The 22,749-nt window shown below is 65.8% G+C and carries 27 protein-coding genes; 13 read left to right on the plus strand and 14 right to left on the minus strand.

What is annotated here, in order from left to right; genetic code table 11:
* On the minus strand, nt 1–406 hold a 406-nt coding region (locus QZ332_RS09760), incomplete at its 3' end, for an ATP-binding cassette domain-containing protein (RefSeq protein ID WP_295764797.1).
* A 193-nt stretch (nt 407–599) separates the two neighbouring features.
* On the opposite strand from QZ332_RS09760, the gene QZ332_RS09765 reads away from it, so the two are divergent.
* A complete protein-coding gene (locus QZ332_RS09765) occupies nt 600–1,403 on the plus strand; it encodes a ferritin-like domain-containing protein (RefSeq protein WP_295764800.1) in 804 nt (267 codons plus the stop codon).
* 162 nt (nt 1,404–1,565) lie between these two features.
* On the opposite strand, the gene QZ332_RS09770 is transcribed toward QZ332_RS09765, so the two are convergent.
* The 4 genes from QZ332_RS09770 to QZ332_RS09785 all read right to left on the minus strand — a co-directional run bounded on the left by QZ332_RS09770 (nt 1,566) and on the right by QZ332_RS09785 (nt 3,618).
* Nucleotides 1,566–1,709, minus strand: coding sequence for a hypothetical protein (locus tag QZ332_RS09770; RefSeq protein WP_295764803.1), 144 nt, complete (start codon nt 1,707–1,709; stop codon nt 1,566–1,568).
* Between the two features lie 93 nt (nt 1,710–1,802).
* On the minus strand, nt 1,803–2,393 hold the full coding sequence (locus tag QZ332_RS09775; RefSeq protein ID WP_295764804.1) for an ABC-2 transporter permease: 591 nt from the start codon (nt 2,391–2,393) through the stop codon (nt 1,803–1,805).
* Nucleotides 2,390–3,241 carry an ABC transporter ATP-binding protein gene (locus QZ332_RS09780; RefSeq protein ID WP_295764806.1) on the minus strand — a complete coding sequence of 284 codons (852 nt, stop codon included), beginning with the start codon at nt 3,239–3,241 and terminating at the stop codon, nt 2,390–2,392. The genes QZ332_RS09775 and QZ332_RS09780 overlap by 4 nt, the downstream gene beginning before the upstream one ends.
* Complete coding sequence (locus QZ332_RS09785) at nt 3,238–3,618, minus strand: GntR family transcriptional regulator (RefSeq protein ID WP_295764808.1); 381 nt, start codon at nt 3,616–3,618, stop codon at nt 3,238–3,240. The genes QZ332_RS09780 and QZ332_RS09785 overlap by 4 nt, the downstream gene beginning before the upstream one ends.
* Nucleotides 3,619–3,888: 270 nt before the next feature.
* On the opposite strand from QZ332_RS09785, the gene QZ332_RS09790 reads away from it, so the two are divergent.
* The 6 genes from QZ332_RS09790 (at nt 3,889) to QZ332_RS09815 (ending at nt 9,017) form a co-directional block, all read left to right on the plus strand.
* Entirely contained in the window at nt 3,889–4,881 is a 993-nt protein-coding gene (locus QZ332_RS09790; RefSeq protein ID WP_295764810.1) for a hypothetical protein, read from the plus strand.
* Between the two features lie 14 nt (nt 4,882–4,895).
* On the plus strand, nt 4,896–6,245 hold the full coding sequence (locus QZ332_RS09795) for a DUF2201 family putative metallopeptidase (protein WP_295764812.1): 1,350 nt from the start codon (nt 4,896–4,898) through the stop codon (nt 6,243–6,245).
* A 22-nt stretch (nt 6,246–6,267) separates the two neighbouring features.
* Nucleotides 6,268–6,861: a nitroreductase family protein gene (locus QZ332_RS09800; RefSeq protein WP_295764814.1), complete on the plus strand. Its 594-nt coding sequence runs from the start codon at nt 6,268–6,270 to the stop codon at nt 6,859–6,861.
* Nucleotides 6,858–8,390, plus strand: a complete 1,533-nt coding sequence (locus QZ332_RS09805; RefSeq protein WP_295764816.1) for an AAA family ATPase — start codon at nt 6,858–6,860, stop codon at nt 8,388–8,390. Before QZ332_RS09800 ends, QZ332_RS09805 begins: the two co-directional genes overlap by 4 nt.
* Nucleotides 8,383–8,676, plus strand: a complete 294-nt coding sequence (locus QZ332_RS09810) for a NifU family protein (RefSeq protein ID WP_295764818.1) — start codon at nt 8,383–8,385, stop codon at nt 8,674–8,676. Before QZ332_RS09805 ends, QZ332_RS09810 begins: the two co-directional genes overlap by 8 nt.
* Before the next feature lie 65 nt (nt 8,677–8,741).
* Entirely contained in the window at nt 8,742–9,017 is a 276-nt protein-coding gene (locus QZ332_RS09815) for a hypothetical protein (RefSeq protein WP_295764820.1), read from the plus strand.
* A gap of 368 nt (nt 9,018–9,385) precedes the next feature.
* Here the strand turns inward: QZ332_RS09815 and QZ332_RS09820 are convergent, their stop codons facing one another.
* The gene (locus QZ332_RS09820) at nt 9,386–9,583 is read right to left on the minus strand and encodes a hypothetical protein (protein ID WP_295764822.1); all 198 of its coding nucleotides are present in this window, start codon (nt 9,581–9,583) and stop codon (nt 9,386–9,388) included.
* 233 nt (nt 9,584–9,816) lie between these two features.
* Here QZ332_RS09820 and QZ332_RS09825 point away from each other — a divergent pair, with 233 nt between their 5' ends.
* Genes QZ332_RS09825 through QZ332_RS09835 form a run of 3 tightly spaced genes read left to right on the plus strand, consistent with a single transcriptional unit; the run spans nt 9,817 to nt 12,402 of the window.
* Nucleotides 9,817–10,503, plus strand: a complete 687-nt coding sequence (locus tag QZ332_RS09825) for a response regulator transcription factor (protein ID WP_295764824.1) — start codon at nt 9,817–9,819, stop codon at nt 10,501–10,503.
* A complete protein-coding gene (locus QZ332_RS09830; protein WP_295764826.1) occupies nt 10,500–11,480 on the plus strand; it encodes a sensor histidine kinase in 981 nt (326 codons plus the stop codon). Before QZ332_RS09825 ends, QZ332_RS09830 begins: the two co-directional genes overlap by 4 nt.
* A 10-nt stretch (nt 11,481–11,490) precedes the next feature.
* Entirely contained in the window at nt 11,491–12,402 is a 912-nt protein-coding gene (locus QZ332_RS09835; protein WP_295764828.1) for an RluA family pseudouridine synthase, read from the plus strand.
* A gap of 113 nt (nt 12,403–12,515) precedes the next feature.
* On the opposite strand, the gene QZ332_RS09840 is transcribed toward QZ332_RS09835, so the two are convergent.
* On the minus strand, nt 12,516–12,818 hold the full coding sequence (locus QZ332_RS09840) for a hypothetical protein (RefSeq protein WP_295764830.1): 303 nt from the start codon (nt 12,816–12,818) through the stop codon (nt 12,516–12,518).
* Nucleotides 12,819–12,838: 20 nt separating this feature from the next.
* Nucleotides 12,839–14,212 carry an MATE family efflux transporter gene (locus QZ332_RS09845; protein WP_295764832.1) on the minus strand — a complete coding sequence of 458 codons (1,374 nt, stop codon included), beginning with the start codon at nt 14,210–14,212 and terminating at the stop codon, nt 12,839–12,841.
* Nucleotides 14,213–14,389: 177 nt separating this feature from the next.
* On the opposite strand from QZ332_RS09845, the gene arcA reads away from it, so the two are divergent.
* The 3 genes from arcA (at nt 14,390) to QZ332_RS09860 (ending at nt 18,087) form a co-directional block, all read left to right on the plus strand.
* Nucleotides 14,390–15,616 (plus strand): arginine deiminase, encoded by a 1,227-nt coding sequence (arcA, locus tag QZ332_RS09850; protein WP_295764834.1) that lies wholly within the window; start codon nt 14,390–14,392, stop codon nt 15,614–15,616.
* Nucleotides 15,617–15,684: 68 nt separating this feature from the next.
* Nucleotides 15,685–16,683, plus strand: coding sequence for an ornithine carbamoyltransferase (gene argF / locus QZ332_RS09855; RefSeq protein WP_295764836.1), 999 nt, complete (start codon nt 15,685–15,687; stop codon nt 16,681–16,683).
* A gap of 15 nt (nt 16,684–16,698) precedes the next feature.
* A complete protein-coding gene (locus QZ332_RS09860) occupies nt 16,699–18,087 on the plus strand; it encodes a YfcC family protein (RefSeq protein WP_295764838.1) in 1,389 nt (462 codons plus the stop codon).
* A 124-nt stretch (nt 18,088–18,211) separates the two neighbouring features.
* Here QZ332_RS09860 and QZ332_RS09865 read toward each other — a convergent pair whose 3' ends face one another.
* From QZ332_RS09865 to QZ332_RS09890, 6 genes are all read right to left on the minus strand, one after another.
* Complete coding sequence (locus QZ332_RS09865; RefSeq protein ID WP_295764840.1) at nt 18,212–18,607, minus strand: hypothetical protein; 396 nt, start codon at nt 18,605–18,607, stop codon at nt 18,212–18,214.
* 413 nt (nt 18,608–19,020) lie between these two features.
* Complete coding sequence (locus QZ332_RS09870) at nt 19,021–19,383, minus strand: VOC family protein (protein ID WP_295764842.1); 363 nt, start codon at nt 19,381–19,383, stop codon at nt 19,021–19,023.
* The gene (locus QZ332_RS09875; protein ID WP_295764844.1) at nt 19,380–20,147 is read right to left on the minus strand and encodes an HAD family hydrolase; all 768 of its coding nucleotides are present in this window, start codon (nt 20,145–20,147) and stop codon (nt 19,380–19,382) included. The genes QZ332_RS09870 and QZ332_RS09875 overlap by 4 nt, the downstream gene beginning before the upstream one ends.
* A gap of 5 nt (nt 20,148–20,152) precedes the next feature.
* Nucleotides 20,153–20,692, minus strand: coding sequence for a hypothetical protein (locus QZ332_RS09880; protein WP_295764846.1), 540 nt, complete (start codon nt 20,690–20,692; stop codon nt 20,153–20,155).
* Between the two features lie 152 nt (nt 20,693–20,844).
* Complete coding sequence (locus QZ332_RS09885; protein WP_295764848.1) at nt 20,845–22,179, minus strand: extracellular solute-binding protein; 1,335 nt, start codon at nt 22,177–22,179, stop codon at nt 20,845–20,847.
* A 103-nt stretch (nt 22,180–22,282) separates the two neighbouring features.
* The coding region (locus QZ332_RS09890; RefSeq protein WP_367116660.1) for a TOBE domain-containing protein at nt 22,283–22,749 on the minus strand (467 nt) is incomplete at its 5' end.

Consider the following 22,749-nt stretch of genomic DNA (forward strand, 5'->3'; position numbering starts at 1 on the left):
CGTCCACCTCCCGGTCCAGGTAGTCGTTGGCGCACAGGCCCACCCGGGTGAGGTACTGGCAGCAGCGGTCCTTGCTCAGCCGCTGGTCGCCGCTGGCCAGGGTCAGCAGGTCCCGGACCGTCAGGCCCTTGAACCGGGGGGGCTGCTGGAAGCCGTAGCTGATGCCCAGCCGGGCCCGCTCGGTGATGCCCAGGTCCGTGATGTCCCGGCCGTCCCAGAAGATCTTCCCGGCCGTGGGCCGGACCAGGCCCATGATGCTCTTGGCCAGGGTGGTCTTGCCCCCGCCGTTGGGGCCGGTGAAGACCACCAGCTTCCCGTCCTCCACCGTGAGGGAGATATCATTCAATATGCCCAGCTCCCCGCCGTCCTCTTGGACGGCGTAGCTGAGCCCTTTCAGTTCCAGCATGGATCGGGATCCTCCTTTGCTCGGTAACGCTTTATCGGACAACATTCTACCAGATGCCGCAAAAGAATGCAATGTACGATCTGGGATCTTCTCCACTATTTTACCCAAAAACGCCCCCTTTATCTGTTGCAAGAGCAACAGTAACAGAGCTTTCCACTGCCGCATAGACTGTGGAGAAAAGGAGGGACCCCTCATGGAACAAATCTTGCATGGACCGGAAGTGTACGATTTCCGCCAATACGACCGCATCTGGCAGCGGGTAGCCCCGAACCTGGAGCCCTACCCCGGCATGGGTACGGCTCCCGCCCAGCCCACGGCCCCCGTCCGGCACACGGCTTCCGCTCAGCCCACGGCCCCCGTCCAGCCGGCGGCCCCCGCCCGGCAGACGATCTCCGCCCGGTCGGAAGCCGCCGCCGGCCCCGCAGCGTCCGCTCCGGCGCCGGCCTTCCCCGCCCAGCAGACGGTCACCGTCCAGACCGCCGTCCCGGAGCCCCCCGCCGTCCCCGTCCCGGCGGGGCCCGGTCCCGCTCTGGGCCCGATGGGCCAGCTCCCCGGCGCGTCGATGGATCCGTGCTGCATGGGCAGCGCCGCTTCCGAGATGCTGGACGTCATCACCGGCTACATCGAGGAGGCGCTGTCCGACCGGCGGTATCTCCTGGCCCTGGTCCGGCAGGCCCCGTCCTGGGCCCGGCAGGTCCTGCGGGACATCGCGTCGGACCTCCAGGCCCAGGCCCGGCAGCTGATGGCGGTCCACTACCTCATCACCGGGACCTGCTACCGCCCCAGCGTCAGCACGGAGCGCATCTACGTGGGCCGCTGGTGCCCCGCCCTCCGGGAGCGCTACCACGCCGCCGCGTGCAGCGGGCTGAACTACGCCCGCTCCGCCGAGGACACCACGGACCCCTGCCTCGCCAAGCTCTTCGAGGACCTCAGCGAACAGTCCTACGGACACGCGGAGGACCTGATGGGTCTCCTCCAGCGGAGCCTCCAGCGCTGAACCGGCCGGTCAAAATGGAAGGGGCCCCTCCTAGGCCCCTTCCATGACGCTCTCCTTCCCCATCGATGTAAGTCCCACTGCTCTTTCGACGCTCTGAGGCCCGGCGCAGTCACAGACTGCGCCGGGCCTCCTTCCTTATCTGTCCTCATCTGTCCCGGAGGCTCAGCCCCAGGCCCGCCCGATCTCGTCCCGCCCACGCCGGTCCTCCACCCACTCCTCCACGAAGCCGCAGCCGCGGCAGACATAGCGGGCGACGGGGATCCGCTTCACGGTCAAGGTCCCGGTGATGCAGATGCTGTTCGCCAAGTACCGATGGGCGTCGTCCGGCACTCGGACGACGGCTGCAGAGCCGCACTTTGGACAACAGAGCGTATTTTTCACAGCGTCCTATCCCCTCCGTCATCTATCCGGCCGGTAGAGCTTCATGGAAAGGGGGATGGAGACCGCCGTCGCGGCCACCGCCGCCAGGGGCAGCAGGGCCATGGCGGGCACGGGCATACCGGGCAGCTCCTCCGCCGCCCCGGCGACCACGCCGCCGAGCACCGCCACGCCGAAGACGATGATCATGAAGCCCCAGCGCCCCTTCTCCACGCCGAAGCGGAACACCATGGGCAGCGTGAGGTCCAGGGCCAGGGCCCCGCCCAAAAAGCACATCGACCAGACGGACAGGCTGGGGGCTTCATGGTTGAACGCGAACGCCGCTGTCTGGAACGCCAGGCTCAGCACCGTGGCCGCCGCCATGCACAGCCAGCCCAGGACATACTTGCTCAGCACGAGGTCCCGTTTGGAGAAGGGCATCATCGCCGCCAGCTGGTCCCAGTGGCTCCGCTCGTCATAGGCGATGGCCGTATAGGGCAGCAGCGCGCACCAGACCACCACGAACACACTGTTGAACGCGCCGCCCACCACGGACAGGAATGCCAGGATCAGCAGCATCATCCGCATCTGCTTCCACAGCACGCAAAGATCCTTCAACAGCAAGGCTTTCATTTTCCCGCTCCTTTCACCATGAAGAGGATGATATCCTCGATGCTCGCCCGCTCCAGCTCCAGCCCCGCCGGGACCTCGCCGCGCCGGACCAGGGCCCGGACGCCGCCGCAGCCGCGTCCCTCCCGGCCGACCACCGCCTCGTCCCGGAGGCTCTCCAGCTGCTCCGCCGTCCCGGCGAAGACGCCGTAGGCTTCCAGGAGCCGGTCCTTCTCGTCGCAGAACAGCAGCCGCCCCTGGTGGAGGAAGGCGACATAGTCGCACAGCTTCTCCAGGTCGCTGAGGATGTGGGAGGAGATCAGGATGGAGTGGTCCTCCTCCCGGGTGAAATCGTTGAAGATCTCCAGCACCTCGTCCCGTACGATGGGGTCCAGGCCGCTGGTGGCCTCGTCCAGCACCAGGAGCTTCGGCCGGTGGCTCAGGGCCGCGGCGATGGCCAGCTTCATCTTCATGCCCCGGGAGAAGTCCTTGAACGGCTTCCGCCCCGGCAGGTCGAACCGGCGGAGATAGCCGTCGTAGACCCCCTGATCCCAGCGGGCGTAAGTCTTCGCCAGGACCTTCCCCACCTCGGCGGCGGTGAGGGTCTCGGGGAAGTAAGCCTCGTCCAGCACCACGCCGATATCCTCCTTCACCTCCCGGAAGGCGGGGCTGGACACATCCGTGCCCAGGACCCTGGCCGTGCCGCTGTCGGGGCGCAGGGCGCCCATCAAAAGGCGGATGGTCGTGGATTTCCCGGCGCCGTTCTCGCCCACCAGGCCGCAGATCGTGCCGCTGGGCACGCTCAGGCACAGGTCCTGGATGGCGAACTCGCCGAAAGATCTGTTGATGTGGGACAGTTCGATGGCATTCATATCGGTTCCTCCTCTAGCAGAACGTGGAGCATATCGATCAGTTCTCCTGTGGACAGGCCGCAGCTTTTTGCCAGTCCGGCGGCGGCGGACAGATGGGACTCCAGCTCTTTGAGCTGCTGCTCCCGGATGAGGTCCAGGTTCTTCTCCGCCACGAAGCAGCCCTTCCCTGCCACCGTGTAGAGGAAGCCCTCGGCCTCCAGCTCGTCATAGGCCCGCTTCGTGGTGATGACGGAGATCTTCAGGTCCTTCGCCAGCGCCCGGATGGAGGGGAGGGCCTCCCCCGGCGACAGCGCCCCCGCGATGATCTGGGCCTTGAGCTGAGAGTAGATCTGCTCATAGATGGGTGCGTTGGTGGTGTTGCGGATGATGATCTCCATGACGTCCCTCCGTTTCACTGTACATATACAGTATACACAGAATAAACAGTTTGTCAATAGCCCGGAGCAAAAAATTTTTTCCCGGGGCCTCCAAAGATCGCGCGGGAGGCGGCGGCAGCGATCCGGGCCGGGCGGAGCACGCGGGCCGCTGTCCGTCAGCGGCGGCGCGCTCCCCGGACCGCCGAACTTTCCTCCGTATTTTTGGAGACCGCCCTAGGAAAACCATCCCAAGTGTGGTATACTACCTCGTGGAAAAAGGGGGGATGCGTCATGCAGACCATCAGCGGCGCCGGCAACTGGAAGCTGATCGTCCGCCGGGAGGCGGGGCATATCGCCATCCTCCGGGCCGGGACCTGCGACCGCAGGGCGGTCCTGCCGGACCGGCTGTTCGGCCTGCCGGTGACGGCGCTGGGGGACCACGCCCTGGCTCCGGCGCGGCAGGCGGACCCGCCGCCCCCCGGCGCGGAGGCCCTGCTGATCGTCTGCGGCCGGACGGAGGGAGAGGACGCGTGGGACAGCCGGGACCTCCGGGACCTCTCCCTTCCGGAGGGCCTGCTCTCGATGGGGGACTACGCCCTGCTGAACTGCTCCGCCCTGAAGACCCTCCGCATCCACGACGGCATCGTCCGCTGGGGCGGCGGGGCCCTGATGAACTGCCGCAGCCTGGACACCCTCCACCTGACCCGGACCGGCCCGGACCAGGGGGAGGCCCTGGCCTGGTTCGCCGGGGAACTCTCCCGGGAGCTGGACGTGACCATACGGGGCCCCGGCGGCGTGACCACCCGGCTGCTGTTCCCGGAATACACGGAGCTTTACGAGGAGAACTGCCCCGCCCACCATTTCGACTACTCCATCTCCGGCGCGGGCTATCCCTATCACCACGGCTTCCGGCAGAAGAAGCTGCGGCTGAAGGAGTACGACGCCCTCTGGCGGGGCTTCCTGGGCATGGAGCACGAGGAGGGAGCCGCCCTCCGCCTGGCCTGGTACCGCCTCCGCTGGCCCGTGGAGCTGTCGGACGCGGCGGCGGCGGAGTACCGCTCCTATCTCCGCTCCCGCGCCGCGGACGCCCTGGGCCTCCTCCTGGCGGAGCAGGACGCGGCGTCCCTCCCCTTCCTCCTGGCGCAGATCCGGCCCGACCGGGAGGCCCTCTCCGCCGCCTGCGCCCAGGCGCGGGAGCTGGGAGACACGGCGGCGCTGGCCGTGCTGCTGGAAGAACAGCACCGGCGCTCCCCGGCGGGGCTGGGGAGATCCTTCACACTGTAGGCAGGCAGGGACTTATGGAACGAAAGGACTTCACCGGGATCGGGCGGGACATCCTCTTCGCCTCCCGGAACGAACTGTATATGGAGCTCCCCTATTTGGACGCGGCCCTCTGCGCCCTGGCGTTCGCCCCCGGCGGCGGGGTCACGGTGTCCCTGGCCACCGACGGCGAGACGCTGTACTACGACGGGGCCTGGCTGGCCGAGCGGTATCTCAGGAGCCGGGTCCTGACCGACCGGGCCTATCTCCACGTGGTCCTCCACTGTATGCTCCGGCACCTGGCGAAGAAGCGGGGGAAGATCCCGGAGCTGTGGGACCTCAGCTGCGACGCGGCGGTGGAGAGCATCCTGGACGAGCTGGACTATCCCTGCCTGAACGCCGGGCACCCCCCTATGAAGCAGAAGTTCTACGGCGAGTGCCGCCGGGACATGCCCGTCCTGACGGCGGAGGGCATCTACCGCCGCCTCCTCCGCCTGGGGCTCCCGGAGTATCAGACCGCCCAGCTCCAGCGGGCGTTCCTGGTGGACGACCACGGCCTCTGGGCCCCGGAGGACCGGGACGGCGGGGAGCGGAGCCGGCGCCAGGACCAGGCGTGGCAGGACCTAGCCGGCAAGACCCAGACCGGGATGGAAACGATCATGTCGGACAGGGGGGCCGGCGGCGAGGCCGTGCTGGAGCAGATCCGGGTGGCCGTCCGGGACGACGTGGACTACCGGGCCTTCCTCCGCCGCTTCGCCGCGCCGAGGGAGACCGCCGCGGTGGACGCCGACGCGTTCGACTACGGCTTTTATTCCTATGGCCTGCGGCTCTATGGCAACATGCCCCTGGTGGAACCGCCGGAGACCCGGGAGGACAAGCGGATCGAGGACTTCGTCATCGCGGTGGATACCTCCATGTCCACTTCCGGCCGGCAGGTCCGGGAGTTCCTGGCGTGCACCTATGCCATCCTGCGAAGCACCGGGACCTTCACCCGGAAGGTCCACATCCGCATCATACAATGCGACGACCAGGTCCGCTCCGACACGGCGATCCGCGATCTGGAGGATCTGCGGGGATATATGGAGCGCTTCGAGCTGACGGGCGGCAGCGCCACGGACTTCCGCCCGGTCTTCGAGCATGTGGCGAAGCTCCAGGAGGCGGGGGCGTTCACCAGCCTCCGGGGACTGGTGTACTTCACCGACGGGATGGGGATCTATCCGGAGAAGCGGACGCCTTACGAGACGGCGTTCGTCCTCCTGGGAGAGCCGCCCCTCAGCGTGAAGACGCCCCCCTGGGCGATCCGGCTGGTGCTGGAGGCCCCGGATCTGGAGCGGGCCGCGGAGCAGCTCCCGGAGGAGATCGACCTGAGCGAGCTGCCGCAGCTTTGATCTTGAGGATAAGGAGGGGCCTATGCTCCCTGAGATCGTAGACCGGCGCAGCATCCGCGCCTATCTCCCCACGCCCGTCTCGAAGGAGGACGTGGAGACCGTCCTGCGGGCGGGGGCGCTGGCGCCCTCGGCCAAAAACCGCCAGCCCTGGCGTTTCACCGTCACCGCCGGGGCGGGGAAGGCGGCGGCATTGGCCGCCATGGCGCAGGGCCTCGCGGAAGAGGAGCGCCGCCCCCTCCTGCCGGAGAGCGCCCCGTTCCTGAGCGGGGCCAGGCGGACGCTGGCGGTGATGGAGCAGGCTCCTGTGGTCGTCTTCGTCACAGATCCCCTGGCCCGGGACCCGAGGCAGGCCCTGACCGCGGACGAGCGGGTCTTCGAGCTTTGCAGCGCCCAGTCCCTGGGGGCCTGTATCGAGAACATGTCCCTCCAGGCCACGGCCCTGGGACTGGGGAGCCTTTGGATCTGCGATACCTACTTTGCCTATGACGCGCTGAACGGATGGCTGGGCGGGCCGGGGGCCCTGGCGGCGGCGGTGGCCCTGGGATACGCCGCCGAGAGCCCGCCGCCCCGTCCCCGTGAGATGCTGGAGTCCCTGACGCGATGGAGGATGACATGAACATCAAACAAGCCAAGCAAGAGATCGCCGACACCCTGAAGGCATACCTAGCGAAAGATCCCCTGGGGAACTACCTCATCCCCCCGGTCCGCCAGCGGCCCATCCTCCTGATGGGCCCTCCCGGCGTGGGCAAGACCCAGATCATGGAGCAGGCCGCGTCCGAGAACGGCGTGGGCCTGGTGTCCTACACCATCACCCACCACACCCGCCAAAGCGCCGTGGGCCTGCCCTTCATCGTGAAGCGCACCTATGGCGGGGAGGAGTTCTCCGTCACGGAGTACACCATGAGCGAGATCCTCGCCTCCGTCTACGAGCTGATGGAGAAGACCGGGCTCCGGGAGGGCATCCTCTTCCTGGACGAGATCAACTGCGTCTCCGAGACCCTGGCCCCCATGATGCTGCAGTTCCTCCAGTGCAAGACCTTCGGCAACCAGCGCCTCCCGGAGGGCTGGCTCATCGCCGCCGCCGGGAACCCGCCGGAATACAACCGCTCCGTCCGGGACTTCGACGTCGTCACCCTGGACCGGGTGAAACGCATCGACGTGACCGAGGACTTCGCCGTCTGGAAGGAGTACGCCCGGGCCAAGGGCCTCCATGGGGCCGTCGTGTCCTATCTGGACATCAAAAAGGAGAACTTCTACCGGGTGGAGACCACCGCGGAGGGCATCCAGTTCGCCACCGCCCGGGGCTGGGAGGATCTGAGCGAACTGCTGACCGCCTATGAGGCCCTGGGCCTCAAGGCGGGCCGGGAGGTGGTGGGCCAATACATCCAGCTCCCCCGCATCGCCCGGGACTTCGCGGGCTACTTGGAGCTCTATGACAAGTATCAGAGGATCTACCACGTGGACGACATCCTCCGGGGGACCTGGCAGCCCATCACCGTCCGGGAGCTCCAGGCCGCGCCCTTCGACGAGAAGCTGTCCGTCATGGGCCTGGTCCTCTCCCGCCTGTCGGAGGCCGCCAGGGAGACCCGCCGCCAGGACGCCCTGTGCGAACGCCTCCACGCCGCCCTGACCGCGTTCAAGGAGTCCCTCGCCGCCGGGGGAGCCCCCGTGGGGACACTGGAGGCCCTGGTCCGGCAGCGCCGGGAGGCCCTGAAGCGCTCCCGTGACGCGGGCCAGTCGGACAAGCGGAGCCAGGCCCTGGCCCAGATGGAGATCGCCGCCCTGGAGGACTACCGCCGCCGCCTCGCCGGCGGGGACCCGGGCGCTCCGGGAGAGGCCATGGAGGCCGTCCGGAGCTGGTTCGACCAGGAGGTGGAACGCCGGGCCTCCCTGGCCCGGGAGGGCAGGGCCCAGATGGACCACGCCTTCGCCTTCTTAGAGGAGACCTTCGGCCAGGGCCAGGAGCTGGTGATCTTCGTCACCGAGCTCACCGCCGGGCCGGACACCAGCTGGTCCATCGAGCAGTTCGGCTGTGACGCCTATTTCCGCCACAACCGGGAGCTCTTGTTCGACGACACCCGGCGCCGCATCCGGAACGAGATCGAGGCCGCGAGAGCGGCCGGACAGGAGGAGAGCCATGACTGAGGACATGAAGAAGATCGAGGCCGTCCTGGACGGGAAGGTCCGCCCCAGCCTCCGGGCCCACGGCGGGGAGATCCAGGTCGACCATTGGGAGGACGGCGTGCTGTACGTGAAGCTGCTGGGCCAGTGCGCCGGGTGCCCCTCGGCAGACCTGACCAACGAGACCCTGGTGGAGGCGGAGCTCACCGCCGCCCTGCCGGAGCTGGTGCGGAAGGTGGCCGTGGTCCAGACCGTCAGCGACGAGCTGTGGGAACAGGCCAAGCGCCTCCTGCGGGACCACCGGCTGTAGATCCCCGTCATAGCCGTCCCCTCCCTCTCATAAGCTGTATCATGCCGAACGGGAGGGAGGACGCTATGGACGATCTGCAGATGGACGAGAAGCTGGCCCAGCTCCGGCGCTGCCGCCACACCATGGACGCGCTGAAAAAGGACGCGGAGGCCATCGAGGCGGAGATCAAGGCAGAGCTGGAGGCCCGGGGCGTGGAGCAGGTGGAGACGGTGCATTACAAGGTCACCTGGCGGACCGTCGCCAGCACCCGGCTGGACACGAAAGCCCTCAAGGAGGAGCGGCCCGAGATCTACGCCCGCTACGCCTCCGAGACGGTCTCGAAGCGCTTCACCGTCACCTGAGCACTCTGGGCAAGTTTCCAGGACTTTCGAAAAAGTCCTGGAAACTTTTTTATTGAAAACGAAAGGGACCCCTCCTGGGTCCCTCTCGTAACGCTCCTCCTTCCCGTCGATGAGGCTCCCATCCTTTTCCCAGCACTCTGAGCAGGGCCCGGCTCACGCCGGGCCCTGCTCTTTCCCCCGTCCGGGCCCCGCAGCCGGGGCCGGGAGGCCCGCTTGACAGCGGTCCCAGGCCCGGCCGCGGCCAAAGCAAGGTCCTCCGCGTCCCTGTTCAAAATCTGTGTTGCTAACAGCTATTTTTCAAAAGTGTTCGTCAAAATATTGAAAGCGAGCGGTCACCCTTGCATTGTGACCGCCCGATAGACTGGAAGTTACCATTTTCCTTTAACGATTCGTCCGCCAATCAAAATGGCGGAAAAGATAACGGCGCAAAACAAGAACATAAGCCAGATTGGACTTAATACCCACAACCAGGGCCACGAGATCGCTCCAGTTGCTTTGAGTACAATAAAAATCAGTGTTAAAGCAACGACAGGGTCCATTCCAGGTCGTTTCGTTTTCTTCTCCATCCGCATAAGCGCCTCCAAATTCTGCTTTATCTTTTTGATTATAGCATGGCACGGACTTCCTGGCAACTTATTTTCATGGAATCGCCGAAGTTTCGGCCAGCAACATACAGCTTGAACAGGGAGTCCTCCGCCCTCCGCTTGACAGCATCTGCCGCTTGTGCTATGGTGAGGACGATCGTGAGTATGACATCTTTCCCGGTGGGCGGAGGGATGAGGACGGAGGGCGGAGGGCCATGTATCGGATCTTCATCGTAGAGGACGACGGCGTCATCGCCGGAGCCGTGCGGCGGCACTTGGAGAGCTGGGGCTATCAGGTGGCCTGCGCCCGGCGGTTCGACGCCGTGCTGGAGGAGTTCACCGCCTTCGATCCCCAGCTGGTGCTGCTGGACATCTCCCTGCCCTTCTTCAACGGTTACCACTGGTGCCAGGAGATCCGGCGGATCTCCAAGGCGCCCATCCTCTTCCTGACCTCCGCCTCCGACAGCGTCAACGTCGTCATGGCCATGCAGATGGGCGGGGACGACCTCCTGGCCAAGCCCTTCGACCTCCAGGTCCTCTCCGCCAAGGTGCAGGCCATGCTGCGGCGGGCCTACGACTTCGCCGCGGCTCCCCCGGCGCTCCTCTCCTGCGGCGGGGCCGTGCTGAACCTCTCCAACGGCACGCTGGAGGTCCGGGGCCAGCGGGTGGAGCTGACGAAGAACGAGGGGAAGCTCCTCCAGCTCCTGCTGGAGAAGAAGGGGCAGATCGTCAGCCGGGACGCCATGATGACGGCCCTCTGGGAATCGGACAGCTTCGTGGACGAGAACACCCTGTCCGTCAACGTGGGCCGCCTCCGGCGGAAGCTGGAGGCCGCCGGCCTGCCGGACTTCATCCGCACCAAGAAGGGCGCGGGCTATCTGGTGGAGGATGCGACGGCATGAAGCTCTTGGGCGCTTATCTCGCGCGGCACTGGAAGCTGCTGCTGCTGTCGGCGGGGAGCCTGGGCATCTGCGCCGCCGTCTTCAGTCTCTACGGCCTGCCGCTGGAGTCGGTGGGCTATGCCTTCGTGCTCTGCCTCGCCCTGGGGCTGGCGCTCTTCGCCGCCGGGTACGGGCAGTTCCTCCGGCGGCACCGGGAGCTGGAGCGCCTGCGGCTCCAGGTGAAGGAGAAGGTCCTCCCCCTGCCGCCCCCCAGGGGGCTGCTGGAGGCAGACTATCAGCTCCTCCTCCAGGACCTGGCCTCGGAGCGGGCCGCCCTGGCCATGGAGGGGCGGAACCGCCTCCAGGACATGACGGACTACTACACCCTCTGGGCCCATCAGATCAAGACCCCCATCGCCGCCATGCGCCTGCTGCTCCAGGAGGAGCCCCGGCCGGAGCTGGAGGGGGAGCTGATCAAGATCGAGCAGTATGTGGAGATGGTCCTGGGCTATCTCCGCCTGGGCAGCGACACCACGGACTACGTCCTGCGCAGCTGCGGCCTGGACGGCCTGCTCCGCCAGTCCGTGCGGAAGTTCGCCCGGCTGTTCATCCTGAAGAAGATCTCCCTGGACCTCCAGGAGACGGGGAAGACGGTGCTGACGGACGAGAAGTGGCTGGCCTTCGTCATCGAGCAGCTGCTGTCCAACGCCCTGAAATACACCCCGGAGGGCGGCCGCATCCGCATCTTCGGCGACGGGGAGACCCTGGTCATCGCCGACAGCGGCATCGGCATCCGGCCGGAGGACCTGCCCCGGGTCTTCGAGAACGGCTTCACCGGCTACAACGGCCGGGAGGATAAGAAGTCCACCGGCATCGGCCTCTACCTGTGCAGCCAGGTGATGGACCGGCTGAACCACGGCATCTCCATCACCTCCCGCCCCGGCCAGGGCACCCTGGTCCGCCTGGACCTCAGCCGCCAGCGGCGGTGCGTCGAATAGGGGGGGCGTCATGGCAGTCATCACGCGTCTCATCCCGCCGGAGGAGGACGGGGCCACTGTCCGGCACATCCTCCGGGCTAAGCTCCAGTTCTCCTCCCACGCCGTCTCCCGGCTGGCCCACGGGGGCGACCTCATCCGGGTCAACGGCCTGCGCGTCCACACGCCCCACGTCCTCCGGGCGGGGGACGTGCTGGAGGTGGAGACCCGGGACGCCCGCCCCCCTAAGGCCCTCATCACGCCGGGGGCGTGGCCCCTGCCGGTGGTCTGGGAGGACGAGCATCTGCTGGTGGTGGACAAGCCCGCCGGCATGACGGCCCACGCCTCCAACTTCCTGCCGGACACGCCCACCGTGGCGGGGGCCCTGGCCTGGAGCCGGGGGGCGGATCTCATCTTCCATCCGGTGAACCGCCTGGACAAGGGCACCACCGGCCTGATGTCCATCGCCAAGAGCGGCTACATCCACGACCGGCTCCGCCGCCAGCTCCACACGGACGCCTTCCGCCGGGAGTACCGGGCCGTCTGCCTGGGCTGTCCCGTCCCGGAGCGGGGGACGGTGGACGCTCCCATCGGGCGGGACGAGGGCTCCGCCGTCGCCCGGGAGGTCCGGCCCGACGGCGCGCCCGCTATCTCTCATTACCGGGTGCTGGCAAAGGGGGACGGCCTGTCCCTGCTGGCCCTCCGGCCCGAGACCGGGCGGACCCACCAGCTCCGGGTCCATATGGCCCACCTGGGCTGTCCCCTGGCCGGGGACTGGCTCTATGGCACGGAGGACCGGGACCTCATCCCCCGTCCCGCCCTCCACTCCTGCGGGATGACGCTGGTCCACCCGGTCACCGGGGAGCGGCTGGAGCTCACCGCCCCGCTGCCGGAGGACATGCTCCGTCTCCTGCGGGAGCGCTTCCCCCGGGGCACGACGGCATGACCGGGCCGGCGCAGGGGCCCCGGCCTCCCGCGCGCCCCTCCTCCCCATCGGACCGGTTTCCCCGTGAACGAAGGCAGGTCCCGTGAGATACGGGACCTGCCTTTCCTCTTTCCTTATCCGTCTTCCCCGCCGTCTCCTCCGGCTTCCTCCGGGAGGGCGGTGTCTCCCTCCATGGGCTCCTCCGGCCGGGGAGCCTTGTACATCCTCCAGGCCAGGATGCCCAGCCCCACGGCGCCGCCGCCCAGGACCGCCGTGCCCAGCAGGAACTGGTTGGTCGTGGGGCCGTAGGGGTCGTGGGTCAGGTAGGGCTTGGCGATCTTGTAGAAGAGATAGGCCAGATACAGCGCAGCCAGGCCGTAGATATTGGCGCGGGCCCTGGGGTCGGCGGGCCTTTTGGGGGCGTTCGGTTTGGACATGAGCTTCCTCCTTTTTTCCGTCACGGGGCCGTCTCCGCCCCGTCGGGGCGGGTGACGCTCCGCACCCATTTCCAGCTGTGGAGCCGCAGGGCCACGGGGACGATCTTATAGATCTGGTCCCACTTCAGCAGGAAGAACACCACCGCCGGCGGGCTCCTCCACCAAAAGGCCGCCATGGCCGAGAAGGGCACCACGATGCCCCACATGCTGATGAGGTTCATCTTCGCGCTGAAGGCGGTGTCTCCCCCGCCCCGGATGATGCCGGTGTCGCAGGCCATCTGATAAGAGGTGCCCACCGTGGTCACGGCGATGACGGCCATGAACTGCAGCGCCAGCCGCCGGGCGGTCTGCGTCAGCGTGCCGCCGAAGACCGCCAGGATGGGCAGGCGGGCCAGGAAGATCAAAGCGCCGGAGGCCAGCCCGATGGCGGTGAACAGGACCTCCAGGGTCCTCACCAGAGGCCGGAGGGCGTCCCGCCGCCCCCCGCCGATGCTCCGCCCCACCACGATGCCCGCGGCGGAGGCCGCGCCGTAGGCCACCACGGAGAGGACCTGATAGACCTGGACGGCGATGGCGTTGGCCGCCGTCACGTCGCCCCCCAGATGGCCCAGGATGCCGGTCTGCACCATCTGGGCCACGCCCCAGAGGGCCTGGTTCACCAGCACCGGGGCGGAGACCTTGTCATAGTCCCTGCGGTAGCTGGTGTCGATGAAGATCAGCTTCTTCAGGGTGAGGTCCAGCTTCTCCTCCCGGTACTTCAAATAGTATACGACGATCGCCAGCTCCACGCAGCGGGAGACCAGCGTGGCGATGGCCGCTCCCCGGACGCCCAGCTCCGGACAGCCCAGATTGCCGTAGATCAGCAGGTAGTTCAGGGTCACGTTGATGCAGAGCGTGGAGAAGGAGATGACGTAGCCGATCTTCACCACGCCGACGGAGCGGAGGGACGCCACCAGGATATTGGTGACGGTGAAGATGATGTAGGAGAAGCAGATGATCTGGAAATACGCCGCGCCCTGGGCGATCACGGCATCGTCGTTGGACAGCAGGCCCAGCAGCTGCCTCGGCCACAGCAGCACCAGCGCGAACAGCAGCGCCGACAGCGCCGCCCCGAACCGCAGGGCCACGCCGATGATGCTGGGGATGGGCTCCAGCCTGCCCTTCCCCCAGTACTGGGACCCCAGCACCACGGCCCCCTCCCCCGCGCCGCCTACCAGCATCTGGAGGAGGAACTGGATCTGGTTGCACAGGCTCACGCCGCTCATGGCCTCCTGGCTGTAGCGGCCCAGCATGACCGTGTCCATCAGGTTCACGCCGAAGGTCAATAGGTTCTGCAGGGCCAGGGACAGCGTCAGGGCGAAAAAGGCCCGGTAAAACGTCTTCTCTTCGATCATGGAGCGATACTCCCCTTTTCGATGATGCTCATGGAGAAGTATACCCCGGCGGCGGGGATTTGGCAATATGGCATCTCACGTTTCAAACAGCATTTTTTCTCCCCCGCGTATGAAAACGCGAAAAGCAGGGACCCTAAAAGCACCTGACGACTTGGACTGAAAAAGGAGTGATCCGATTTGGAAACCGGGATCCATAACACCTCGGAGATCGGGCGGCTGAAAAAGGTCCTGCTCCACCGGCCGGGGCAGGAGCTGGAGAACCTGATGCCGGAATACCTGGAGCGGCTGCTCTTCGACGACATCCCCTATCTGCGGGAGGCCCAGAAGGAGCACGACGCCTTCGCCGACTGCCTCCGCCAGCAGGGGGTGGAGGTCCTCTACCTCACGGATATGGTGGTGGCCTCCATCACCAGCGACGAGGTGCGCAAGGAGCTGGTGGTCCAGTTCCTGGACGAAGCCGGGATCAAGGACCACCGGAGCCGGGTGCTGCTGGGGGAGTACCTCGGCAGGATGCCGGACAAGCAGATGGTCTCCACCATGATGGCGGGCGTGCGGAAAAACCAGCTCCACGGGGAGAGCGAGAAGCTGGCGGACCTGCTCTCCGCCGCCGGGGACGGATATCCCTTCGTGGTGGACCCCATGCCGAACCTCTACTTCACGCGGGACCCCTTCGCCACCATCGGGACCGGCGTCTCCATCCACAAGATGCTGACCGAGACCCGGGACCGGGAGACCCTGTTCGGCAAGTTCATCTTCGAGCACCATCCGGAGTATAAGCACGCGCCCCGCTGGTACGACCGGGGCGAGGTCTCGTCCCTGGAGGGCGGGGACATCCTGATCCTCAGCCCGGAGGTCCTGGCGGTGGGCATCTCCCAGCGGACGAAGGGGGACTCCATCGACACGCTGGCGGAGGCCGTCCTGACCTACGACCGGACGAGCTTTAAGAAGATCCTGGCCTTCAACATCCCCAAGAGCCGTTCCTTCATGCACCTGGACACGGTGTTCACCATGGTGGACCGGGACAAGTTCACGGTGCACCCCAACATCCTCTCCAGCATCACGGTGTACGTGATGTCGCTGGGCGAGGACCGGAAGATGAAGATCGAGGAAGAGGACGGCCGCCTGGAGGACATCCTGAAAGAGCACCTGGGCCTGGACCATGTGACGCTGATCGAGTGCGGCCGGGGCAGCGAGGTGGACGCGGCCCGCGAGCAGTGGAACGACGGCAGCAACACGCTGGCGATCGCCCCCGGCGAGGTGGTGGTCTACTCCCGGAACTACGTGACGAACCGGTCCCTGGAAGAGACCGGCATCAAGGTCCACACCATCCCCAGCGCGGAGCTGAGCCGGGGCCGGGGCGGTCCCCGGTGCATGAGCATGCCCCTCTGGCGGGCGGACCCCTGAAGGACGCCGCCGCCCGCCGGGGCAGGCGCATCCCCATGACAAAAAAGGAAAGGTAAGGTATCACCACTATGGCTGTCAATCTGAAAGGCCGGAGCTTCTTGACTCTGGAAGACTTCACCCCGGAGGAGATCCGCTTCCTGCTGGACCTGGGCCACGATCTGAAGGCCAAGCGCCGGGCCGGCATCTGCGACCCCGCGCTGAAGGGCAAGCACATCGTGCTGCTGTTCGAGAAGACCTCCACCCGCACCCGCTGCTCCTTCGAGGTCGCCGCCACCCAGGAGGGCGCCCATGTCACCTATCTGGACGCGGGCAGCTCCCAGATGGGCAAGAAGGAATCCCTGGAGGACTCCGCCAAGGTCCTGGGCCGGTTCTTCGACGGAATCGAGTACCGGGGCTACGCGCAGAAGGTCGTGGAGGACCTGGCGAAATGGTCCGGCGTCCCCGTCTGGAACGGCCTCACCGACTGGGACCATCCCACCCAGATCCTGGCGGACATGATGACCCTGGAGGAGCATTGCGGCAAGCCCCTGAACAAGATGAAGGTGGTCTTCCCCGGCGACGTGCGGAACAACATGTGTTACGCCTGGATGATCGGCGCGGCGAAGATGGGCATGCACTTCGTGGGCCTGGGCCCCCAGGAGCTGGCGAAGGAGATGGACCAGGAGCTGGTCAAGCGGGTCTTCGCCGAGGCCCGGGAGACCGGCGGCCTCATCGAGATCACGGACAACATGGCCGACCTGAAGGGGGCCGACATGATCTACGGCGACATCTGGGCCTCCATGGGCGAGGAGGAGCTGATCCCCAAGCGGGCCGCCCTGCTGGCCCCCTACCGGGTGACGGAGGAGACCCTCAAGGCCACGGGGAACCCCGACGTCCTCTATATGCACTGCCTGCCCTCCTTCCACGACTTCGAGACGAAGCTGGCCAAGGAGTGGCAGGACAAGGGCGTGGACATCCGGGAGGTCACGGACGAGGTCTTCCGGGGCCGTCACAGCGTGGTCTTCGACGAGGCGGAGAACCGGATGCACTCCATCAAGGCCGTCCTGGTCGCGACCATCGGCAAATAAAAGGGGGCGGTCCCTTTGGAAAGATCCAAGTTCCGTATGCCCACGGCCTACACCACCTTGTTCTTGCTGATCGTGCTGGTGGCGGCCTGCACCTGGCTGGTCCCGGCGGGAGCCTATGACTACGCGGGCGAGACGCCGATCTCCGGGACCTACCACACGGTCTCCCCCAGCCCCCAGGGCGCCGGCGCGGTGCTGAAAGCCGCCTTCACCGGGTTCTACGACGCGGTGGACGTGTGCGTCTTCATCCTGATGGTGGGCGGCTTCCTGAGCGTGGTCATGAAGACCGGGGCCGTGGACGCCGGGGTGGGCCGCATCATCCAGCGCCTGGGCGGCAATGAGAAATGGATGATCCCCATCCTCATGCTGGCCTTCGGCCTGGGGGGCACCACCTACGGCATGTGGGAGGAGACCATGGCCTTCTACCCCCTCCTGATCCCCGTCTTCCTGGCGGCGGGCTACGACGCGGTGGTGGGCATCTCCGTGATCCTCCTGGGCGCCGGGGCGGGGATCATCAGCTCCACCGTCAATCCCTTCGCCACGGGCATCGCGGCGGGCTTCGCCGGGGTGTCCCTGGGGGACGGCATCCTCCTCCGGGCCGTCCAGTGGATCGTCTTCGAGAGCGCCGCCATCTGGTTCGTCATGGCCTATGCCGCCAGGGTGAAGAAGGATCCCTCCCGCTCCGTCGTGGGCGTGGGCGCGGGGAAGCTCCAGGCCAACATGGAGCAGGCCGTGGAGTTCACCCCCCGGCGAAAGCTCATCATGGCCCTCTTCACCCTCACCTTCCTGGTGATGGTCTACGGCGTCATCCCCTTCGACGAGATGGGCCTGCCCCTGCCGGTCCTGGGCTGGTGGTTCCCGGAGCTCAGCGCCTTGTTCCTGGCGGGCGGGGTGATCATCGGCCTCATCGACCGCATGAGCGAGGAGGAGCTCGCCGAGACCTATGTGGCGGGCTGCGCGGATCTACTGGGCGTGGCCCTCATCATCGGCATCAGCCGCGGCATCACCGTGCTGATGAACGACGGGCAGATCACCGGCACCATCCTCCACTGGGGGGAAGAGGCCCTCTCCGGGGCGGGGCCCGTCAGCTTCGTGGTGCTGGTCTATTTGATCTACCTGCCCCTGACCGTGCTGATCCCCTCCTCCTCCGGCCTGGCCACGCTGTCCGTGCCCGTCGTGGCACCGCTGGGGCGTTTCGCGGGCGTGGGGGGCGAGATGGTGGTGACGGCCTTCCAGTCCGCCTCCGGGCTGGTGAACATCATCACGCCCACGGCGGCGGTGGTGATGGGCGCCCTGGCCCTGGGCCATGTGCCCTATGACAAATGGGTCAAGTACGTCTGGAAGCTGATCTTGTATTTCTTCCTGCTGACCATGGTCTTCCTGGTGGTCGGGGTGGCGCTTGGATAAAGGGGACGGGGCCCTTCCCGGGCCCCGTCCGTAAAACGCTCCTCCTTCCCGCCGGTGGAGCCTCCACTGCGCTTTCGGCGCTTTGAGCAAAGCCGGCGGGCCTCATGGCCCGCCGGCTCCGCCCTCAGGCGATGGCGTAATGGATCTGACGTCCGCGCAGGGTCTCCATACTGCCGTCCGTGTAGGTGATCTCGATCTTCACCAGCTTCACGTGAGAGATCCCCCGGCTCCTCCAAACGTTTTCCCAATAGACCTGCCGCCGGATCTCGTTCGGCTCGATGGCCCCGGTGAGCCTCAGCCGCGCCTCCGGCCGTCCGCCGGCCTCACAGGAGGCGGTGCAGCCGGAAGCGCCGTAAGGCAGGAAAGAAAAAGCCGCGCTTTGGATGGTCTTCTCGCTGTCGTTCTGGAAGTCCAGCATGACGGCCACCGACCATGTACTGTCGGGCCGCCCGGGGACGAGATACTTCCCCTCGTCCCCGGTCTCCATATGCCCGAATGCCGCGTTCCCGAGTATCAGCATACTGTTTCTCCGTTCCAATGTTCTCACCTCAGCGGCCTTGGGGGCGCTCTGCCCCCTTGGTCCGCCGGGTGAAAAACAAAAACGCCATGCAGGTCGAGGCCCTACACAGCGTAAGAAGCAGACGCTCTCATGCGAACACGGGCATAAAGGATACAATAACAAAACCCACCCCTTGCGTGGAGGGCCGGAATGTCGTATAATATCCCATGCGGTGCGGCCTAAGGCCGTTGTGTAGGTGGTAATAGCACCTGTGCAGGCTTGCGGGTGCTGCTAACACCCGCAGGCTGCCGCATTTTTGTTTTTCAACCCGATTATAACAGAACTTTCCTGTCAATGCAAGGCTTTTCCAGAAGACGCGGAGGCGGCGGAAGGGGGGATCCCCGTCCGCCGCCTCCGCGCCGGTATCGTGTCCGTCAGGGTACAATCTCGATCCAATACCCGTCCGGATCGCTGATGAAATAGATGCCCATGGCAGGGTTCTCGAAGCAGACGCAGCCCATCTCCTTATGTTTGGCGTGGACCGCCTCGTAGTCCTCGGCCTTCATGGCCAGGTGGAACTCGCACTCCCCCAGGTCGTACTTCTGGGGATGGTCCCGCAGCCACGTCAGCTCCAGGCGGAAGGTGGTCCTCCGGTCCCCCAGGAAGACGATGACGAAGCTGCCGTCCTCGGCCTCCTTCCGGCGGATGGGCTCCAGGCCCAGGGCGTCCTTGTAGAACTTGAGGGACCGCTCCAGGTCGCTGACGTTGAAATTGAAGTGGTTGAAGGTGAACCTCACGCGATGACCTCCTTCCCGCCCGCCTGCTCCTTCAGGATGGTGTATACCTCATAGATGTCCTCGATGGAGTACGTGGCCCGCACGTCCTTCGGCACGTCGGTGTCCCGGGACTGGGTGAGGAAGGAGTGGATGTGGAACGTGGCGCCGAAGCCCAGGCGCTGGGGGCCGATCACGTCCCTGGAATAGGTGTCGCCCACATAGGCGCAGGTCTTCGGGTCGGAACGGATCTGGTTCAGGGAGACCAGGAAGATGTTGGGGTCGGGCTTGCGGTAGCCGGTGACGGAGGAGAGGGTGACGTCCTGGAAATAGTCCCGGATGCCGTACTCGTCCAGGATGTCGAAGACCTGATAGAGGCTGGCGGTGTTGCTGATGACGCCCAGCTTCATGCCCAGGCCCTTCAACCCCTCCAGCATCTCCTTCACATGCGGGCGCAGCCCCCGGTGGTAATGGGTGACCTCCCACATGTGGGCCAGCTCCTCGGCGAAGGGCTTGACGGTCTCGAAGTCCAGTCCCAGCGGCGGGAGGATGTAATCCCCCCAGATCTCCTCAGGTTTCAGCTCCCGGTTCGTGGGGCCCCGGTAAGCGGCGTAGCGGTCCCAGCCGTCCGCAAAAGCCTGGATGGCGGCGGGAACGTCCAGGGACAAGCTGTGGCCATGGGCCTCCAGGATGCGGAGGACGCCCTCGGCGGAGGCGACCTTGCTCTCCTCGTCGATGCAGATGTCTTCCAGCGTCCCGCCCATGTCGAACAATACGGTATCGATCATAATCCTCACTGCCTTTTCCAAGGCCTTGCCGGCTCTTCGGCAGGGGGCCTTTTTTTCCAATATAGATAGTATGCCAGGAGGGACGAGCCCAGCCCCAGGACAAGGGGGGCCAGCACGAACATCCCAAAGAATTGGAGGATCAGCCCGGCGCTCTCCAGGCCCATCATGATGACCAGCGCGATCAGGCAGGCCAGCATCAGCAGGGTCAGCCAAAGGTAGCCCGCGGGGAGCAGCCGCTTGTCGCCGGGCAGCAGCCAGACCAGAGAGGCGACCGCCGTTCCCGCGATGGCTGGGACCAGGGCCTCGATGACGTTCACCAGCGGCACGGGCAGTCCGGCGCCGGCCAGCAGGGCATCCAGCGGACGGGTGAGCAGGGCGAAGCAGCCGCCGTACAGGGCCGCCAGCACCCAGCAGAGGCAAAAGGAGTAGAGCAGGATCGTGCTCTTGACCTTGCCGTTCTCCGTCATCTGGAACGCGCCCCAGAAGCTGTCGGCGGCCTTGCCGATGCGCTCGTCGATCTCTTTTTGCCGGATGGGGTTTGCCATAGGATCCTCCTTACTCAGAAGCTGTGTTCATAGGCGGGAAAGCGTATGGGAGTTCTCGCCTTTGAATACAGCTTCTTGGAAAAAAGGCGGGCGGCCTCATGGCCGCCCGCCCAGCTCAGCTGTGAAACACGGCGATATGCTTTATTTACCGGTCACTGGTTCAGCCAATACATCCACATATCCTGCACGTCAGGATAGATCTCGTAGATGGCGACCAGGTCGTTGGTACGGGCGCCCAGCTCGGGGAGCTTGGCGGGGTTCTTCTCGTCCACGAAGTCGTCGCGCAGGGGCCAGTTGCCGACCTTGGTGAAGGGCTTCAGGCCGCCGCTCTGGCAGTCGGCGCCGCCGGTGATGTAGCGGATGAAGAGACGCGCGCCGGCAGGGCTGTTGCAGCCCTGGACCACGAACATGGACTCGGTGTTCAGCAGGGCGGTGTAGGGGCTGAGGTTGATGCACCAATCGATGTTGTAGCCGGACTCCTCGCGGTTCTCGATCTTGCCGGCGGAGGCCAGGGCCAGGGCGGGCTTGTCGGCGGTGGAGTTATGGACGGCCAGCACCAGCTCGTCGCCGTCGCCGATGAAGGTCATCTCGGCCTGGGTGAAGCGCCACAGGTACTCCACGCCGGCGTTGTTCTCGGGGACCTCGAACGCGAACTTGGAAGCGTCATAGGTGTACTCCAGGTCCTTGCCGTAAGTATCCTTGTAGGACTGGGCCATCTCGTCCGCGTTGTTGATGAAGCTGGCGAACAGGGACAGGTACGCGGTCTCCTGGCCGATCTCCTTGGTGTACAGAGCGTACTTCTGGCTGCCGTCATCGTTCTTCTCGATGATCTCCCACCAGCTGTGGATGGGCTGGCCATCGGGGAACGCCTCGGTGTTGTAGTACCAGAACGCCTGAGAGGAATACAGGGGATAGCTGTACTTCAGGTTCTCCTCGGAGATGTGCTCGCAGATGTCGCGGGGATAGAAGGGCTCGATGACGCCGTTGTCATAGTACTCGTGGAAGACTTCGCCGTTGACGTCCTTGGTCTGGAGCACGTCGGCGGTGATGTTGCCGGTCTCGTTCTCGATCTTGGCCTTGCTCAGGACCTCGTCGGAGTCCAGGTCGGAGACCACCAGATCCAGCTCGGGATACATCTCCTCGAAGGGCTCCTCGGCCTTCAGCATCTTGGAGGAGGTGGCGTAGACGTTGATGGTGGTGTCCTCCTGCTTCGCCAGCTCATAGAGCTCCTCGTCGGTCATGTCGCTCCACTCGTCCCAATAGGGGCCGTAAACGCTGGTGTTGGTGGCCAGGCTGTAGCCCAGCTTCAGGCCGCTCTCGGCGGGGGCAGCGTCACCGCCGCTGCCGGTGTCGCCGCCGGTGGAGCCGGTGTCGCCGGCGGTCTGGCCGCCGTTGTCGGCAGAGGAGCCGGCGTCGTCGCCGCCGCACGCGGCCAGACTGAGGACCATCACAAGAGCCATCAGCAGTGCAAAGAGTTTCTTCTTCATCGGATCTTCTCCTTTCGTTTTGGGGGATTTCGGGTATTATAGTCAAAGCGGCGCAAGGAGGAGCGTCCCGCGATGCGCCTCTTCGTCTATCGGGGGGAGGGGGTCACACCGCGCGCTTGATGAGGCGGGTGGTCTCTTTATTATACACGTTGATCTTGTCCTGGTCAATGATCGCCCAGACCTTTTGATCGATGTCGTAGTGCGCCTGGCCCAGCTCCTTGGAGAGGAACTCGTCCTCGCCGGCCTTCAGGGTGACGATGGTCTCGGAACCGGCGGGCTGGCTGGCGTACACGGTGACGGGGAGGGCGCCCTCCACGGGCTCCCGGGAGATGAGGATCTGCTCCGGGCGCATGGCCAGCACGCAGTCGAACTCGCCGCTGGAGGGCTTCTGCTCCTTGGTCAGGTGCTCGGCGGGGAAGGTGTGGCCGCCCAGCTCGCTCTTGACCACCAGCTGGCCGTCCTTCATCTCGGCCTTGCCGGGGACCAGGTTGATCCGGGGGTTGCCGATGAAGTCGGCGGCCTCCAGGTCGATGGGGTTGTTGTACAGCTCCATGGGAGTGGCCACCTGGT

The sequence above is a fragment of the uncultured Oscillibacter sp. genome (assembly GCF_910584465.1).
Taxonomy (GTDB): Bacteria; Bacillota; Clostridia; order Oscillospirales; family Oscillospiraceae; genus Oscillibacter.

What these genes read in the sequence shown, in the direction of transcription:
- QZ332_RS09765 (WP_295764800.1), top strand. Translation starts at nt 600, where the DNA reads ATGGAACAAATCTTGCATGGACCGGAAGTGTACGATTTCCGCCAATAC.
- QZ332_RS09775 (WP_295764804.1), bottom strand. Translation starts at nt 2,393, where the DNA reads ATGAAAGCCTTGCTGTTGAAGGATCTTTGCGTGCTGTGGAAGCAGATG.
- QZ332_RS09780 (WP_295764806.1), bottom strand. Translation starts at nt 3,241, where the DNA reads ATGAATGCCATCGAACTGTCCCACATCAACAGATCTTTCGGCGAGTTC.
- QZ332_RS09785 (WP_295764808.1), bottom strand. Translation starts at nt 3,618, where the DNA reads ATGGAGATCATCATCCGCAACACCACCAACGCACCCATCTATGAGCAG.
- QZ332_RS09790 (WP_295764810.1), top strand. Translation starts at nt 3,889, where the DNA reads ATGCAGACCATCAGCGGCGCCGGCAACTGGAAGCTGATCGTCCGCCGG.
- QZ332_RS09795 (WP_295764812.1), top strand. Translation starts at nt 4,896, where the DNA reads ATGGAACGAAAGGACTTCACCGGGATCGGGCGGGACATCCTCTTCGCC.
- QZ332_RS09800 (WP_295764814.1), top strand. Translation starts at nt 6,268, where the DNA reads ATGCTCCCTGAGATCGTAGACCGGCGCAGCATCCGCGCCTATCTCCCC.
- QZ332_RS09805 (WP_295764816.1), top strand. Translation starts at nt 6,858, where the DNA reads ATGAACATCAAACAAGCCAAGCAAGAGATCGCCGACACCCTGAAGGCA.
- QZ332_RS09810 (WP_295764818.1), top strand. Translation starts at nt 8,383, where the DNA reads ATGACTGAGGACATGAAGAAGATCGAGGCCGTCCTGGACGGGAAGGTC.
- QZ332_RS09815 (WP_295764820.1), top strand. Translation starts at nt 8,742, where the DNA reads ATGGACGATCTGCAGATGGACGAGAAGCTGGCCCAGCTCCGGCGCTGC.
- QZ332_RS09820 (WP_295764822.1), bottom strand. Translation starts at nt 9,583, where the DNA reads ATGGAGAAGAAAACGAAACGACCTGGAATGGACCCTGTCGTTGCTTTA.
- QZ332_RS09825 (WP_295764824.1), top strand. Translation starts at nt 9,817, where the DNA reads ATGTATCGGATCTTCATCGTAGAGGACGACGGCGTCATCGCCGGAGCC.
- QZ332_RS09830 (WP_295764826.1), top strand. Translation starts at nt 10,500, where the DNA reads ATGAAGCTCTTGGGCGCTTATCTCGCGCGGCACTGGAAGCTGCTGCTG.
- QZ332_RS09835 (WP_295764828.1), top strand. Translation starts at nt 11,491, where the DNA reads ATGGCAGTCATCACGCGTCTCATCCCGCCGGAGGAGGACGGGGCCACT.
- QZ332_RS09840 (WP_295764830.1), bottom strand. Translation starts at nt 12,818, where the DNA reads ATGTCCAAACCGAACGCCCCCAAAAGGCCCGCCGACCCCAGGGCCCGC.
- QZ332_RS09845 (WP_295764832.1), bottom strand. Translation starts at nt 14,212, where the DNA reads ATGATCGAAGAGAAGACGTTTTACCGGGCCTTTTTCGCCCTGACGCTG.
- argF (WP_295764836.1), top strand. Translation starts at nt 15,685, where the DNA reads ATGGCTGTCAATCTGAAAGGCCGGAGCTTCTTGACTCTGGAAGACTTC.
- QZ332_RS09865 (WP_295764840.1), bottom strand. Translation starts at nt 18,607, where the DNA reads ATGCTGATACTCGGGAACGCGGCATTCGGGCATATGGAGACCGGGGAC.
- QZ332_RS09875 (WP_295764844.1), bottom strand. Translation starts at nt 20,147, where the DNA reads ATGATCGATACCGTATTGTTCGACATGGGCGGGACGCTGGAAGACATC.
- QZ332_RS09880 (WP_295764846.1), bottom strand. Translation starts at nt 20,692, where the DNA reads ATGGCAAACCCCATCCGGCAAAAAGAGATCGACGAGCGCATCGGCAAG.
- QZ332_RS09885 (WP_295764848.1), bottom strand. Translation starts at nt 22,179, where the DNA reads ATGAAGAAGAAACTCTTTGCACTGCTGATGGCTCTTGTGATGGTCCTC.